General features: G+C 75.3%; 10 protein-coding genes. 7 read left to right on the top strand and 3 right to left on the bottom strand.

Annotated elements, in window-relative coordinates:
• Positions 1-2,700, top strand: a complete 2,700-nt coding sequence (locus ACQP00_RS43365; RefSeq protein WP_433208497.1) for an AAA family ATPase — start codon at positions 1-3, stop codon at positions 2,698-2,700.
• Between the two features lie 45 nt (positions 2,701-2,745).
• Positions 2,746-3,933, top strand: a complete 1,188-nt coding sequence (locus ACQP00_RS43360; protein ID WP_433208494.1) for an amidohydrolase family protein — start codon at positions 2,746-2,748, stop codon at positions 3,931-3,933.
• Here ACQP00_RS43360 and ACQP00_RS43355 read toward each other — a convergent pair.
• On the bottom strand, positions 3,873-4,418 hold the full coding sequence (locus tag ACQP00_RS43355) for a GNAT family N-acetyltransferase (protein ID WP_433208491.1): 546 nt from the start codon (positions 4,416-4,418) through the stop codon (positions 3,873-3,875). The genes ACQP00_RS43360 and ACQP00_RS43355 overlap by 61 nt on opposite strands.
• Positions 4,419-4,546: 128 nt before the next feature.
• On the opposite strand from ACQP00_RS43355, the gene ACQP00_RS43350 reads away from it, so the two are divergent.
• Positions 4,547-6,358 (top strand): hypothetical protein, encoded by a 1,812-nt coding sequence (locus ACQP00_RS43350; RefSeq protein ID WP_433208488.1) that lies wholly within the window; start codon positions 4,547-4,549, stop codon positions 6,356-6,358.
• Positions 6,359-6,365: 7 nt separating this feature from the next.
• On the opposite strand, the gene ACQP00_RS43345 is transcribed toward ACQP00_RS43350, so the two are convergent.
• On the bottom strand, positions 6,366-7,163 hold the full coding sequence (locus ACQP00_RS43345; RefSeq protein ID WP_433208485.1) for an SDR family NAD(P)-dependent oxidoreductase: 798 nt from the start codon (positions 7,161-7,163) through the stop codon (positions 6,366-6,368).
• A 71-nt stretch (positions 7,164-7,234) separates the two neighbouring features.
• Here ACQP00_RS43345 and ACQP00_RS43340 point away from each other — a divergent pair, with 71 nt between their 5' ends.
• The 4 genes from ACQP00_RS43340 to ACQP00_RS43325 all read left to right on the top strand — a co-directional run bounded on the left by ACQP00_RS43340 (position 7,235) and on the right by ACQP00_RS43325 (position 14,466).
• Positions 7,235-8,116 carry a LysR family transcriptional regulator gene (locus tag ACQP00_RS43340; protein ID WP_433208482.1) on the top strand — a complete coding sequence of 294 codons (882 nt, stop codon included), beginning with the start codon at positions 7,235-7,237 and terminating at the stop codon, positions 8,114-8,116.
• Positions 8,117-8,155: 39 nt separating this feature from the next.
• A complete protein-coding gene (locus ACQP00_RS43335; RefSeq protein ID WP_433208479.1) occupies positions 8,156-13,000 on the top strand; it encodes a diguanylate cyclase domain-containing protein in 4,845 nt (1,614 codons plus the stop codon).
• On the top strand, positions 12,997-13,680 hold the full coding sequence (locus tag ACQP00_RS43330; protein ID WP_433208476.1) for a hypothetical protein: 684 nt from the start codon (positions 12,997-12,999) through the stop codon (positions 13,678-13,680). The genes ACQP00_RS43335 and ACQP00_RS43330 overlap by 4 nt, the downstream gene beginning before the upstream one ends.
• A 105-nt stretch (positions 13,681-13,785) precedes the next feature.
• Positions 13,786-14,466 carry a PP2C family protein-serine/threonine phosphatase gene (locus ACQP00_RS43325; protein WP_433208473.1) on the top strand — a complete coding sequence of 227 codons (681 nt, stop codon included), beginning with the start codon at positions 13,786-13,788 and terminating at the stop codon, positions 14,464-14,466.
• A 78-nt stretch (positions 14,467-14,544) separates the two neighbouring features.
• Here the strand turns inward: ACQP00_RS43325 and ACQP00_RS43320 are convergent, their stop codons facing one another.
• Entirely contained in the window at positions 14,545-15,315 is a 771-nt protein-coding gene (locus tag ACQP00_RS43320; protein WP_433208470.1) for an SDR family NAD(P)-dependent oxidoreductase, read from the bottom strand.
• Positions 15,316-15,321 lie beyond the last annotated feature (6 nt).

Genomic DNA, 15,321 nt, shown 5'->3' with positions numbered 1-15,321 from the left:
GTGGGCGCGTTCGTCGGGCGCGGCAAGGAGCGGGCGCTGCTCGCCGAGCGGGTTCGTGCTGCTCGGCAGGGGTCCGGCGGGGTCGTGCTCATCGGCGGGGAGCCCGGCGTCGGCAAGACCCGGCTCGCCGAGGAGGCGGCGCGGGCCGCGGCGGCGCTCGGCATGTGCTGCGCCCGGGGACGTGCGGTCGACGATGACGGATGCCCGCCGCTGTACGCCGTGAACCAGATCCTGCGCGCCATCGGCGCCGAGGGCGGCATCGTCTCACCGGGCGGGGAGCAGGACGAACGGTTCCGGCGCAACGAGAACCTCGTCGAGCTCATGGCGCGGGCCGGCGCCGAGCGGGGCGGGCTGTTCGTCTTCCTCGACGACGTGCAGTGGGCCGATCCGGGGTCGTTGCGGCTGCTCGTGCACCTGGCGCGGAATGTCGGGCGGGAGGCGGTCTGTGTCGTGGCCACGTACCGCGACACCGAGCCCGTGCCCGCCCTGCGGGACGCGCTCGCCGCCCTCGCGCGCGAGAGCGCCGTCGACCGCATCCGGCTCGAAGGGCTCGCCGCCGACGAGGTCGCCGCGCAACTCGACGCCGTGGCCGGGTTCGCGGTGCCGGCGGCCGTCGCCCAGGCGGTGCACCGGCGCACGCGGGGCAATCCGTTCTTCGTCGGCGAGCTCGGGGCGCACCTCGCGCGGCGGGAGAGCACCGACGCGCTGGCCCTGCCCGCCGGGATCAGGGACGCCGTCCGGGCCCGGCTGGAGCGGCTCACGCCCGGGACGCGGGCCGTCGTGGCCGTCGCCGCCGTCGTCGGTGCGGCCGAGACCGCGTTGCTCGCGGCCGTCGCGCAAACGTCCGGTGCGGCCGTGATCGCCGCGGCCGACGAGGCGCGGGCGGCCGGGATCCTCGACGCCGGCCGGTTCACGCACGACCTGATCCGCGAGGCGGCGGCCGCCGAGGTGCCGACGGCGCAGCGGCTCGCCATGCACGCCGCGGCGGCCGAGGCGCTGCGCGGGAGCGGGGACGTGCCGCGGGTCGCGCACCACCTGCTGGAGTCGCTGCCGCTCGGGGACGCCGCGGCCGCCGCCGACTGGGCGCGACGGGCCGGGGACCTCGCGGCCGGGCAGTTGGCGTGGGAGGAGGCCGCCGACTGGTACGGGCGGGCGCTCGCCGCCGAGCCCGGAGACCGGCGCGCCGAGATCCTCATCGCGCGGGCGCAGGCGCAGAAGCGCGGGTACGACATCGAGGGCGCCCGCGCCTCGCTCCTCGCCGCGGCCGCGATCGCGCGGGAGCGGGGCGACGGGGCGGCGATCGCGCGGGCCGTGCTCGTCATGGAGGGGGTGTCGGACTTCCTCTGGGATCCGACCGGGCGCGCCCTCGCCGAGGAGGCCCTCGCGGCGCTGCCCGACGAGGACACGGGGCTGCGGGCGCGGCTGCTCGCCGGGTCGGTCGTCATGGAGATGTGGCGGGTGCCGCCCGACGCCGACGCGCGCTCCCGCGCGGCGCTCGGGATGGCCGAGCGGGTCGGGGACCGGCACGCCGTCGTCGAGGCGCTGCGCGCGCGGCAGTTCGCGTGCGCCGGGCCCGAGGGGGCGGAGGAGCGGCTCGCGCTCGGCTCGCGGCTGCTCGGGATGCGCCGCGGGGACGACGACGCGGCGATGTGGGGGCGGCTGTGGCGGTTCGACGCGTACGCGCAGCTCGGCGACCTCACCGCGGTCGCCCGGGAGTCGTCCGCGCTCACCGCGATGGCCGAGCGGATGCGCAGCCCGCTCGCCCGGTGGCACGCGATCAGGACCCGGGCCACCCTCGCGGCCGCGCGGGGGCGGTTCGCCGAGGCGATCGAGCTGGGCGAGGCGGCGATCGCGCTGTCGCGGCGCTCCGGGCACGACGGGTCGACGCTGCCGTCGTTCGGCTACCTGCTCGCCGTCCGCGCCATGGTCGGGGACTTCACGGACCGGCCCGAGGAGACGGTCCTGCGGCACATCGACGAATCGGCGACCGTGGGGCTGCGGGGCATGCTGGCGAAGTGGATGTTCGCGGCCGGGCGCCTGGAAGAGGCCGAGGAGTGGTACCGCGGGCTGCCCGGCGTCACCGAACTGCCCGACTTCGTGCGGCTGCCGGCGGCGAGCGGGCTGATCGAGATGGCGGCCGCGTTCGGGGACACCGCGATGGTCGAGCGCATGTACGGCGAGCTGCTCCCGCACGCGGCCCGGTTCGTCTGCGGCGGGGCCGGCGTGATCATCATCGAGGGGTCGGTGCGGCTCCCGCTCGGCATCGGCGCCGCCGCGCTCGGCCGCCTCGACGAGGCCGAGGAGCACCTGCGGGCCGCGATCGACCTGGCCGACCGGGCCGGCATGCCCCCGTCCGCCGCGACCGCGCGCTACCACCTCGCGCGAGTCCTCAAAAATCATGGAAAATCGGAAATGTCGGAATCTACGGCGCGCCAGGCCGCCGCGCAGGCCGCGGAGCTCGGCATGCGTCCGCTGGAAAAAGCCGCGACCGAACTCCAAGGTGGCCCGCTCACCAAGCGCGAGCAGGAGATCGCCGCGCACGTCGCGCAGGGCAAGACCAGCAAGAGCATCGCCCGGGACCTGCACCTGTCCGAGCGCACGGTCGAGACCCACATCCAGCACATCCTGACCAAGCTCGACCTGGCCAACCGCACACAACTGGCGACCTGGCACACCCGGAGCCGTACCCCGAATACGTAGTACCACGGACGCGCGGAGCACCCCGCCGGCGCGACGCTGCAGCGCATGAAGGTTCTGCGAGCCGCGCGCGTTTTCGACGGTACCGACGCGAAATCCGGCACCGAGATCTGCATCGACGCCGGGAAGATCGTCCCCGGCCCCGCTCCCGAGGGCGCGGAGGTGATCGAGCTGCCGGGCGCCACCCTGCTGCCCGGGCTCGTCGACGTCCACGTGCACCTGGCCTTCGACGCGTCGCCGGACCCCGTGGCCGCGCTCGCCGCCCGCGACGCCGCGGACGCGTTCGCCGCCATGTGCGCCGCGGGGCGCCGGGCCGTGCAGGGCGGCGTGACGACCGTGCGCGACCTGGGCGACTCCGGCTACCTGGGCCTGGGTGTCCGCGACGCCGCGCGCACCGATCCGACGCTGCCGCACGTGGTCGCTTCGGGTGTACCGGTGACGACGCCGGGCGGGCACTGCCACTTCCTCGGCGAGGGCGTACGCGGCGTGGCCGAGCTGCGCGCCGCCGTCCGCGAGCGGCATGCGCGCGGCGTCGACGTGATCAAGGTGATGGCGAGCGGCGGCCGGATGACGCCCGGGAGCCGGTGGGAGCTCGCACAGTACACAAGGGAGGAACTGATCGCCCTGGTGGACGAGGCGCACGGGCTGGGCCTGCCGGTGGCCGCGCACGCGCACGGCACGCAGTCCATCGTGGACGCCGTCGCGGCCGGCGTCGACAGCCTGGAGCACGCGTCGTTCATGACCGCCGACGACGTCGACACCATCCCCGACGGGCTGCTCGACGAGATCGTCGCCCGCGGCATCGTGGTGAGCCTGACGCTGGGCTTCCGCGCGGGAGCGGCCACCCCGCCGCCGCCCGAGATGCTGGCGCTGCTGCCGAAGCTCGTCGCCAACGCGCGGCGGATGGCCGAGGCGGGCGTGCCGATCGTGGTCGGCACCGACGCCGGGATCGCCCCGATGAAGCCGCACGACGTGGTCCGCGACGCGCCGGCCCACCTGGCCCAGCTCGGCCTCGACCCGGCGCAGTGCCTGCGCGCCGTCACCGCCCGCGCGGCCGCGGCGATCGGGCTCGGCGACCGCAAGGGCCGCCTGCTGCCCGGCTACGACGCGGACATCCTGGCCGTCGACGGCGACCCGCTCACCGATCCGGCCGCGCTGCACCGCATCCGCGCGGTCTACGTCGGCGGCGTGGCCGTGGCACCGGCGAGTTCGGCGCGGATCAGCGAGTACAGGTAAAGGCTCCGCCAGCGGCCCTCGCGGAACTGCGCCGAGCGGATCTCGCCCTCCCGGGTGAACCCGGCCTTGGCCAGCGAGCGCTGCTCGGCGACGTTCTCCACGTCCGTGTAGGCCTCGATGCGCTCCAGGGGCGTGGTGCCGAGCAGGTAGGCCGCCAGCATGCGCTGCGCGACCGCGCCCGCGCCCCGGCCGCGGAACTCCGGCAGCAGCGCGATGCCGATGTTCCAGCACGCCCAGATCGGCACCCCGTAGGTGTGCCGGTTCCACACCACGTTGCCCGCGGCCGCGCCGCCGACCTGCACGATCAGGCAGCCGCCGTCGGCGGTGATGAGCCGGTTCTCCTCGAACCGGCGGCGGGTGGCGGCGATGTCGCGGTAGCCGGACCAGTTGAACAGCCCGCCCGCCTCGGGGTCGTCGGCCTGGCGCTCCAGCACCCACAGGTCGGCTGCGGCGACCGGCCGCAGGACCACGTCCGGGGTCTCCACCGCAGCAGCGTACCGGCGGATCACCGGGCGGCGCGATCGGTTGCACTGTGTCGAGTACCCGTCGCCGACCGGCCGATCCCGGTGACGTTCGACGATGATGGGCGGCGGGCAGAGGTTGGAGAACCGCAATGACGTCGGGTTCCGGCGCGCACCGCAGCGCCGAGATCGACATCCTGCACGAACCCGTCGCGGCGGCGCTGTGCGCGCTGCACGACGACGGGGACCTGAGCACGGCACGGGGGTGGTTCGACGCGGCGTACGCGCGCGCGGAGGCGGCCGGGGACGTGCCCGGCATGGCCGAGGCGGCGCTGGGCTTCGCCGGCGTGTGGGTGCACGAGCACCGCGTCGGCGCGCACGCCGCCGTGCTGGAGCAGCGGCTGCACCGGCTGCTGGGGCTGGTCGAGGCCGAGGGGGCCTTGGCGGTACGCCTCCGGGCCCGGCTGGCCGCCGAGCGCGACTATCGCGAGGGCCGCAGCGACGCGATCCTCGCCGCGCTGGAGGACGCCCGCGCGCTCGGCGACCCCGTCGCGCACGCCGAGGCGCTCAGCCTCGCGCACCACTGCCTGCTCGGCCCCGAGCAGCGGCTGCTGCGCCGGGAAATCGCGGTGGAGCTGCTCGGGGTGAGCGCGCGCACCGGCCGCCGCGGCGACCTCGTCATGGGTCTGCTGTGGCGCACCGCCGACCTGTTCCTCGACGGCGACCGGCACGCCGAGCGCCGGCTGGGGGAGCTGCGGGCCGTGCTCGCCGAGCGGCCGCACCTCGCCGCCGGGTACGTCGCGGACGCCATCGACGTCATGCGCGAGATCCGGGCCGGCCGGTTCGCCGAGGCGGAACAGGCCGCGCTCGGGTGCTTCCGGCGCGGCGAGGAGGCCGGCGACGCCGACGCCGCCGGGTGGTACGGGGCGCATCTCGTCGCCATCCGCTGGTACCAGGGACGCCTGCAAGAACTGCGCCCGCTGCTGGAGCGCCTCGTGCACTCCCCGACCCTGTCCATCGTGGACAACGCGTACGACGCGGTGCACGCGGTCGCCGCGGCCCAGGCCGGCGAGCTGCGTACCGCCGCGGGCGCCCTGGCGCGGCTGCGCGGGCCGTCGCTCAAGGAACTGCCGCGCTCGGGCAGCTGGCTGGTGACCATGCACGGCATCGTCGAGGCGGCCCGCCTGGTCGGCGACGCGGACCTGGCCGCGGAGGCCTACGAGCTGCTGCTCCCGCACGCGGAACTGCCGGCCATGGTGAGTCTCGGGATCGCGTGCTTCGGATCGGTACACCATGCGCTGGGCCTCGCCGCGGAGGTGTCCGGCCGGCGCGACCTCGCCGTGGCGCACCTGACCCGCGCGGTCGCGCACAACCGGGCGCTCGGGCACTGGCCGGCCGCCGAGGAGTCGCGCAAGGCCCTCGACCGGCTCGCCCCGGCCGCGCCCGCGCGCGCCACATGCGTGCGGGAGCGCCAGCACTGGCGGCTGGCCCGGGGCGCGCGCACGGTGCTCGTCGAGCACAGCGTCGGGATGCTGCATTTGGCCGTGCTGCTGGCCAACGCCGGCACCGAGATCCCCGCCGTCGAGCTGGCGATGGGGGTCACCGGGCTGGCGCGGGCGGCCGGGGCGCGCACCGTGCCGCAGGACATGCTCGATCAGGAGGCGATGCGGCGGTACCGCGCCCGCGTCGCCGAACTGCGCACCGAGATCGAGTCGGCGGCCGGCACCCGGCGCGCGGACGCGGCCCGCGAGGAGACCGCGGCGCTGCTGGCCCAGCTCGCGGGCAGCGTCGGCATCGGCGGGCGCAGCCGGCGCTTCGTCGACAACGCCGAACGCGCCCGGGTCGCCGTGGGCAAGGCGATCCGCCGCGCGATCGGCCGGGTCGAGGAGGCCGACCCCGGCCTCGGGCGGCACCTGCGCGAGACGGTCCACACCGGCCGCCAGTGCTCGTACCGGCCCGATTAGGGGCCGCTCAGGGTTTCCAGGGCAACGCTTTGCCGTGCCGGACGAGCTCGCCGTAGTGGCCGGGCCGGATCTCGCCGAGCGCCAGATCCAGCAGCGCCACCGCGGCCTCGTCCGGCGTCGGCGCGTCCCGCACGTCCCACCACAACCCCGACGTCGGAGTGTTGATCATCCCCGGGCAGACGGCGGCGAGCAGGATGCCCCGCCGCTCGTCCTCGGCCCGCCGCTGCGCCGCGAGCGCCCGCACCGCCGCGACCTGCGCGATCTTCGACGGAATGTTCACGAACCCCGGCCACGCCATCGCCTTGGCCCGCCCGTCGAGCACCTCGTCCCGCCAGGCCGCCGTGGCCGCGTCGACGGCGTCGAGCGTCTCCAGCCCGTCGAACCGCAGATGCAGCACCGGCGCCAGGTGGTGCAGCGTGCCGAGCGAGCTGGCCACCACGAGCAGCCGCCCGCCGTCGCGCAGCCGCGGCGCGAAGGCCCGCAGCAGCCGGGTCGTGCCGAAGTTGTTCACCTGCGTGTAGGCGTCCACGATCGCGGCCGGCTCGTCGTCCGGCCCGACCCGCATGACCGCGTTGCCGAACACGATGTCGAACGCCCCGACCTCGGCCGCCACCCGCTCGGCCGCGCCCGGGTCGGCGACGTCGAAATGGAGGCCGACGACCTTCGCCCGCCCTTCCGGAAGAACCGCCGCGGGTGTACGGCCGGTGAGGTACACGACATCGCCCGGACCCAGGCGCCGGGCCAGCCCGGCGACCAGGGCGTACCCGAGGCCCTGCGATGCGCCGGTGACAAGTGCGGTGGTCATGCGTTCGAGGCTAGGAGCACCGCGGCCATGCGGCCAACGCGAGTCCCGCAGGTCTGGTATGCGTATTCGTCATGGGCTTCGGTGACGTCTCCCTCGTCGGCCTGCGCGTCTTCCGCGAGGTCGCCGCCCGCGGCACCCTGACCGGCGCCGCGGCCGCGCTCGGCTACACCCAGTCCGGCGTGTCCCGGCAGATCGCCGCCCTGGAACGGGCCACCGGCACCCGGCTGCTGGACCGCCGCCCCGGCGGCGTACGGCTCACCGCCGCCGGCCGCATCGTCCTGCGCCGGGCCGCCGCCATGCTCGACGAGGCCGACGCCGCGGCGCGCGACCTGGCCGGCCTGACGGCGGCCGGCGGCACGGTCCGCCTGGGATGGTTCCCGAGCGCGGGGGCGGTGATCGTGCCGCGCGCCCTGGCCCGGCTGGACGGGACCATCACGGTGCTGAGCCGCGAGGGCAGCACCGCGGCGCTGGTCCGGGCGCTGCGGGCCGGGACCATCGACCTGGCGTTGCTCGCGGCCGCGCCGCCGTTCCGGCCGCCGGACGCGGAGGACCCGCCGCTGGAGATCGAGGTCCTCGCCGAGCGGGAGTTGCGGGTGGCGCTGCCGGCCGGGCACGCGCTGGCGGCCGCGGACCACGTCGACGTGGCCGACCTGCGAGGGCTGCGGTGGATCGACGGGCCGCTCATGGGGGTGTGGCCGGGGCTGGGCGGGCGGCCGGTGATCGCGCACACCGCCCGGGACTGGCTGGCGAAGCTGCGGCTCGTCGCGGCCGGGCTGGGCGCCACGACCGTGCCGGCCTCGCTCGCGCCGGCGGTTCCGGACGGGGTGCGGCTCCTGCCGGTCCGCGGCGGGCCGCGCGAGCTGCGGCGCCTCACCCTGGCTCGGCGGCCGGGGCCGATCTCCGACGCGGCCGGGCGGCTCGCCGAGGCCATCCGGGCCGTAACAAACGGATAAAACGGTCAAGTGGGCCGCGGGTCCGCCGATGGGGGCGGTGTGAACCAGGAGGCGGCGGGCCGGCTGGGGGCACTTCCGCGCACCGGCGCGAAGTCGCTCACGCCCGTCACGCTGCCCGACGGGCGGCCTGCGGTGCGCAAGGAGTGGGCCGGGGGCGGCGACGCGTCCGAGCGGCTGCGGCGCGAGGCGGCGATCCTGGCGCGGCTGCGGGGCATCGACGGCGTACCGACACTGCTCGAACCGTGCGACGGCGCCTGTCTGCTGCTCGCGGACGCCGGCGGGGAGCCCGTCGCCGGGCGGCAGGCGCCCGAAGCGCTGCGCGAGCTCGCGGCCGGGCTGGCGCGCATCCTGCGGGACGTGCACGACCGCGGGGTGGTGCACAAGAACGTGAACCCCGCCAACGTGTACGCCACGCCGCGCGGGCCGCTGCTGGTTGACTTCGATCTTGCCACCACGTTCGCCGAGGAACGGCCCGGATTCACGCATCAGGACGAGATCGCGGGGACCCTGGCGTATCTGGCACCGGAGCAGACGGGGCGGACCGGGCGGCCCGTCGACCATCGGGCCGATCTCTACTCGCTCGGGGCGACGCTGTACGAGTACGGCAGCGGGCGGCCGCCGTTCCAGGCCGACTCGGCGCTGCAGCTCGTGCACGACCATCTCGCGACCGCGCCCGAGGCGATCGACAGCGAGCTGTGGCCGATCATCGCGAAGCTGCTGGAGAAGGAGCCCGACCGGCGGTACCAGAGCGCCGAGGGACTGCTGCACGACCTGCGCACGCACCCGGCAGTACTCGGGGAACGGGACTTCGCCAAGCGGCTCAGCCCACCCTCGCGGCTCATCGGACGGGAACGGGAGGTCGAGGCGCTGCAGCGGGCGTTCGCCGACGCGCTCGCCGGCCGGACCCGGGGACTGCTGGCCGCCGGGGCGCCCGGGGTCGGCAAGACCGCGCTCATCAACGAGCTGCGGCCGCTCGTCACGGCCGGCGGCGGCTGGTTCGTCATGGGCAAGTTCGACCAGTACCGCCGCGACGCCGACTCCGACGCCGCCCGCCAGGCGATGCGCGCCCTCGCCCGGCTGCTGCTGGCCGAGCCGGGGCAGGACCTCGGGCCGCGGCTGCGCGACGCGCTCGGCCCCAACGCCGGGCTGGTGGCGGCGGCGTTGCCGGAGTTCGCGGTACTGCTGCGGACCGAACCCGAGGGCGACACCTCCGAGCTGGAGGTCGGCGCGCGGCTGCAGCAGGCGGCCGTGGACATTCTGCGCGCGGTCGCGTCGCCGGTGCACCCGGTCGTGATGGTGCTCGACGACCTGCAGTGGGCCGGCGCGTTCCCGATCGGGGTCATCGACGCGATCCTGTCCGACCCGACGCTGCACGGGGTGCTCGTCGTCGGCGCCTACCGCGATGCCGAGGTCGACGAGGCCCACCCGCTCGCCGCCACCCAGGCCCGCTGGGCCCGGCAGCCGGCCGCCCCGGCCGTGCTGCGCCTGGCCAACCTGCCCCCGGCCGACCTGACCGAGTTTCTCGCCGAGATGCTGCGCCTGGAGCCCGCGCGGGCGGCCGGGCTGGCCGCGGCGGTCGGGCGGCACACCGGCGGCAACCCGTACGACACCGTCGAGCTCGTCAACGCCCTGCGCCGCGACCGGGTGCTGACCCTGGAGGCCGAGGGCTGGCGCTGGGACCAGGGCGCGGTGCGCGGGCACGTCGGCGCCACCGACGTCCTCGACCTCGTGGTGGCCCGCATCGAGGCGCTGCCGCCCGCCACCCGCGACGCGCTGCAGTCGCTGGCCTGCCTCGGCGGCGAGGTGGAGCTGGACAACGTGGAGGACGCCGCGGCGCTCGTGCCGGCCCTGGAGGACGGCCTGCTGGTGCTGGAGGAGCAGCGCGACGTGGTGCGGTTCCGGCACGACCGGGTGCAGCAGGCCGCGTACCGGATGCTCGCACCCGACCAGCGCCGGGCCCGCCACCTGCACATCGCCCGGCGGGTCGGCGACGACAACCTGGCCGCGGAGCAGTACCTGCACGCCGTCGACCTGCTCGACGACCCGGCCGAGAAGGCGCGGGTGGCCGGCATGTTCCGGGCCGCGGCCGGCGCGATCCGGCTCATGAACGGCACCGTCGCCGAGCGCTTCCTGCTCGCCGCGCGCGACCTCGGCGCCGCCGCCGACCCGCAGCTGCTGACCGACCTGCACGCCACGCTGTACCAGCTGGGACGCCTCGCCGAGGCCGACGAGCTCTACGCCGAGCTGGAACGGTGCGGCACCGCCCCGCTCGAACTCGTCGACGCCACCTGTGTGCAGATCTACAGCCTCACCAACCGGCACCGGTCCCCGGAGGCGGTCGCGCTCGGCGAGCGGCTCCTCGCGCGCCTCGGCGTCACCCGCCCGGCGGACCTCGGCGACACCATCGCGGAGCGGCTGCGCGGCCTGGCCCGGTGGGCGGCCGAGGTGGCGCTCGGCCGCGACGAGCGGCCCGAGCAGCGCGACCCGCTGCAGGCCGGGATCGGCAAGATCCTGGAGAAGATGCTGTCCCCGGCGTTCTTCTGCGACCGGCTCGCCTTCATCTGGGTCGTGCTGGAGAGCCACCGGCGCTGGGTCGAAAACGGGCCGAGCGTCTCCCTCATGGCCGGGCTGGGGCGGATCCCGACCGTGGTGATCGCGATGGCGCAGGACTACCGGACCGCGTACGACGTCGCGCGGCACGTGCTCGCCGTGGGGGAGGACCGCGGCTACGTCCTCGCCGCCGCCCGCGTCCGCTACGTCTTCGCCGGCTTCGTGCAGCCGTGGTTCGAGCCCCTCGAGGCCAACGTCGCCACGCTGGAACGGGCCCGGGAGGACGTACTGCACGCGGGCGACGTGCAGTACGCGTGCTTCGCGTACGACTTCTCGATCGCCGCCCAGCTCGACTGCGCGCCCACCCTCGACGCGTGGGCGGCCGAGATCGACGCCGGGCTGGCCCTCGCCGAGCGGACCCGCAACGAGATCGGCACCCTCGCGTACGAGCCGTTCGCGCAGCTGCTGCGGGCCCTGCGCGGCGAGGCGCGGCGGCCCGACCCCGACTACGCCAAGCAGCCGGTCGCGCTGGCCAACTTCCACGTGTACCGGGCCCTCGAAGGCGCGCTGCTGGGCGACGCGCGGCTCCTGCGCGAGCACAGCGCGACGGCGATGACGATGCTCGGCGCCATCCCCGGCATCTACACCACCGCCACCGCCCACGTCGTGCGCGCCCTCGCCCTGACCGGGTCGGCCGGCGCCGACGAGGAGCGTTCTCGCGTCCGCGCGGCGGCCGGCGAGACGGGCGATGACGGGGAGCCTTCTCGCGTCCGCGCGGCGGCCGGCGAGACGGGCGATGACGGGGAGCCTTCTCGCGTCCGCGCGGCGGCCGGCGAGACGGGCGATGACGGGGAGTTCGAGCGCGTCCGCGCGGCGGCTCGCGGGGACGGCGATGACGAGGAGCTGGAGCGCGTCCACGCGTGGTTGCGGGCGCGGGCCGCTGAGAACCCGGGCACGTTCGCGCATCTGGCCGCACTCGTCGCGGCCGAGCGGTGCACCGAGCCGTTGGCCGCGCTGCGCGCGTTTCAAGAAGCCCTGGATTTGGTACCGCCGGAGCCTCGACCCTGGCACCGCGCCTTCATCACCGAGCGGATGGGCCGGGCGCACCTGGCCGCCGGGCTCACGCACACCGGGCAGGCGCTGTTGTCCGAGGCGCGCCGGCTGTACGCGGCGTGGGGGGCCCGCGGCAAGGCCGCCGACGAGTCCCGCGGCGCCGCGTCCGGGGCGGCCGAGGCGCTGGTCACGTCCGACTCGATCGACCTGATGGCCGTGCTGGCCGCCGCCCGGGCGCTGTCCTCGCAGACCAGCCTCGACCGGCTGCGCGACCAGGTGGCCGAGGTGCTGAGCGCGATGACGGGGGCTTCGGCGGTACAACTGCTGCTTTGGGATTCTGACGCCCGGGCGTGGCGACTCTCGACGGCCGAGGGCGAGCAGCGGCTGGAGGCGGCCGGCGCGGCAGGACTGGTGCCGGTGTCGGCGGTGCGCTATGCCGACCGGGTCCGGGAGCCGCTCGTGGTCGCCGACGCCGTCCAGGACGGCCGCTTCGCCCGGGACCCCTATTTCGCCGGGCTCGCCGCCTGCTCGCTCATGGTGCTGCCGGTGCTCGTGCACGGCCAGCCGCGGGCCATGCTGGTGCTGGAGAACCGGCTCAGCCGCGGCGCGTTCACCGGCGACCGGCTCGACGCCGTCGACCTGATCGCCGGGCAGCTGGCCGTGTCGCTGGACAACGCGCTGCTGTACGGGTCGCTGGAGCGCAAGGTGGCCGAGCGCACCGAGGCCCTGGAGGCGGCCAACGAGCGCCTGGCCACGCTCAGCGTCACCGACCCGCTGACCGGCCTGGCCAACCGGCGCCGGTTCACCGACCGGCTCGGCGACGAGTGGCGGCGCTCCGCCCGCGCCCACGGCACGCTCGCCGTCGCCATGATCGACATCGACCACTTCAAGGCCTACAACGATCACTACGGCCACCCGGGCGGCGACTCCTGCCTGCGCAAGGTCGCGGCCGCCCTGCAGCACACGGTGCGCGCCACCGACCTCGTGGCCCGCCTCGGCGGCGAGGAGTTCGCGGTCGTCCTACCCGACACCGACCTGCGCGCCGCCACGGTGGCCGCCGAACGCCTCCGCGCGGCCGTCGAGGCGATCGGCGAGCCGCACCCGCGCACCGGCCCCGGCGTCGTCACGGTGAGCGTCGGGGTGGCCGCGCACCGGCCCGACGGCAGCGGCGAACCGGAGAAACTCGTCGAGGCGGCGGACGTCGCGCTGTACGACGCGAAGCGCGAAGGGCGCAACCGGGTCGCGCCGGGCTTGCGGCCACCGGTAATCTCAGCGTTTTGAGGGAGCAAGCAACGGGAATGGCCGACCACCGCGCGGACCAGCCCACCGGCGAGCAGGCCGGCGGGCCGGTGACGCTGACGTTCGCGGAGCTGGAGTTCGTCCTGCGCTCCGCGGCCGAGCGCGGGGTCGAGGTGGACGACGTGCGCCGCCGGCTCAACTTCCAGCCCGGCGTGTCGACCGGCATCGTCGTCGCCTCCGGGGTCGCCTCGCTCGTCGCCCGCGACCTGTGCCGCCTCGACGGCGACCGGGTGGTGCCCGGCGAGTTCGTCCAGTGCGCCATCGCCGCCCTGGCCACCCGGCACACCAGCACCGAGGCGGCCGGCTGGCTCGACGAGCGCCCGGTGGTCGTGCACCTGTTCTCAGGGGTGACGGGCCGCCTCGCGGTCTACCCCGGCTCGTACGGCCTGTTCTCCGTCGAACTGATCGACGCCGCCGAGCCGCTGTCCGCCCCCGTGCTCCGCTTCCTGGACCTGTGCACCTCCGGCGACGGCGCCGCCACGGTCCTCATCCGCACCCAGGCCGGCGCCGCCGACGAGTCCGGCGTAGCGGTCGCCCGCAGCGCGACCGGTGCCTGGTTCATGTCCGACTCGTTGGAACGACCGGACCCGGGCCGCCCCCTGGCCCGCGCGACCGTGGTCGCCCGCCTGCTGTCACTGCTCACGCAGCCGGTGGGCGTGTAATGGGCACCGGGCGGCCCGCCGTCTCCGGTCGTTCCGCCGATGGCACGATCTTGACATTAGTGGGATCTTGATGGCGTTCAGGGTTTCAGGGGCGGTGGAGGACTGATGGCGACAATCCGGGCCGGCGCGGCCACCGACGTCGGGAAGGTCCGCCGCCGCAACGAGGACAGCTTCTACATCGGCGAGTGCGTCTTCACCGTCGCCGACGGCATGGGCGGCCACGCAGCCGGCGACGTGGCCAGCCGCTTAGCGGTCACGGCCCTGCAACGCCTCGACGGCGTGGCGGGCCCCGGCCCCCTGGACATCCGCGACGAGATCATCCAGGCGAACGCCGACATCCTCGCCGCCGCGGCCGCCGACCCGACCCAGGGCGGCATGGGCACCACAGCGGCCGGCCTCTGCCTGGGCAAGGTCGACGGCGACGAATGCTGGATCGTCTTCAACGTCGGAGACTCCCGGGTGTACCGCTTCGGCGGCGGGACGCTCGACCAACTCACCGTCGACCACGTGGCGCCGGAAGCCGTGACGATGCGGCGGGGTGTCATCACCCGGGCGCTCGGGACCGATCCTGGGCCGCGGCCGGATCTTTGGGTGCGGACTGCTGAGGCGGGGGAGCGGTTTTTGGTTTGTTCGGATGGGCTTTCGCTGGAGCTCACCGACGACGAGATCGCGGACGTGTTGACGGGCGCTGAGGATCCGCAGGCGGCGGCGGACGAATTGGTGCGGCGCGCCGTTCTGGCCGGCGGCCGCGACAACGTCACGGTGGTCGTGGTCGACAACATCTGACGGAGTCCGGTAGGGCGGCCGACGTCAAAGGCCGGCCCCGCCGACTCCGTGGGCAGCGGTTGATGAGATCGTCTCGAGTCACCGGGGTGGCGGTGGGCTGAGGTCGAGCAGGTTCGGGCCGGTCAGCACTCCGCCGTCCACCGGCAGGGTGTGGCCGGTGATCCAGGCGGCGTCGTCGGACCCCAGAAACGCGACCGCCGCGGCGATGTCCTCCGGTTCGCCGATGCGGCCGAGCGGGTACAGCTTCTCGAGCCGCGCCAGGTCGTCCGCCTGATCGTCCCAGTTCGGGGTCCGCACAGTGCCCGGCGCGACCACGTTGAAGCGCACCCCCAACCGCCCATAGCGGGCCGCGAAATTCACCGTCATGGCGATCTGCCCCGCCTTCGCCGCCGAGTACTCCACCCCGCCGAAAGCCGCCATCCCGTTCACCGAGCTGATGGTGACCACGTTGCCCCGGGACTGGATCAGGTGGGGAAGCGCAGCCTGGATGCAGCGGGCCGCGCCCACCAGCGTCAAGTCCAGCTGACCGTGCCAGTCCTCGGTGGTCGTGTCCTCGGGCTCCGAGGTGACGATGCAACCGCCCGCGTTGTTGACCAGCAGGTCGAGGCGGCCGAAGCGGTCCAGCGTTGCGGCTACCGCGGCGTCGATGGCGGTGCGGGAGCCTACGTCGAGGGCGAGACCAAGCGCTTGTTCAAGCCCGATCTCCTCAGCCAGTGCGGTGGCCGCGTCAGGGCGGACGTCCGTGACGGCGACCGCGGCGCCCTCGAATGCGAGGCGTCGGGCGACCGCGGCGCCGATGCCCTGGGCCGCGCCCGTGACGAGGGCGACCTTTCCCTCGTACCGTCGCATCGGCCG

The organism is Dactylosporangium sp. CS-047395 (assembly GCF_050942185.1).
Lineage (GTDB): Bacteria > Actinomycetota > Actinomycetes > Mycobacteriales > Micromonosporaceae > Dactylosporangium.
This window is presented reverse-complemented; position numbering and strand designations above follow the sequence as displayed.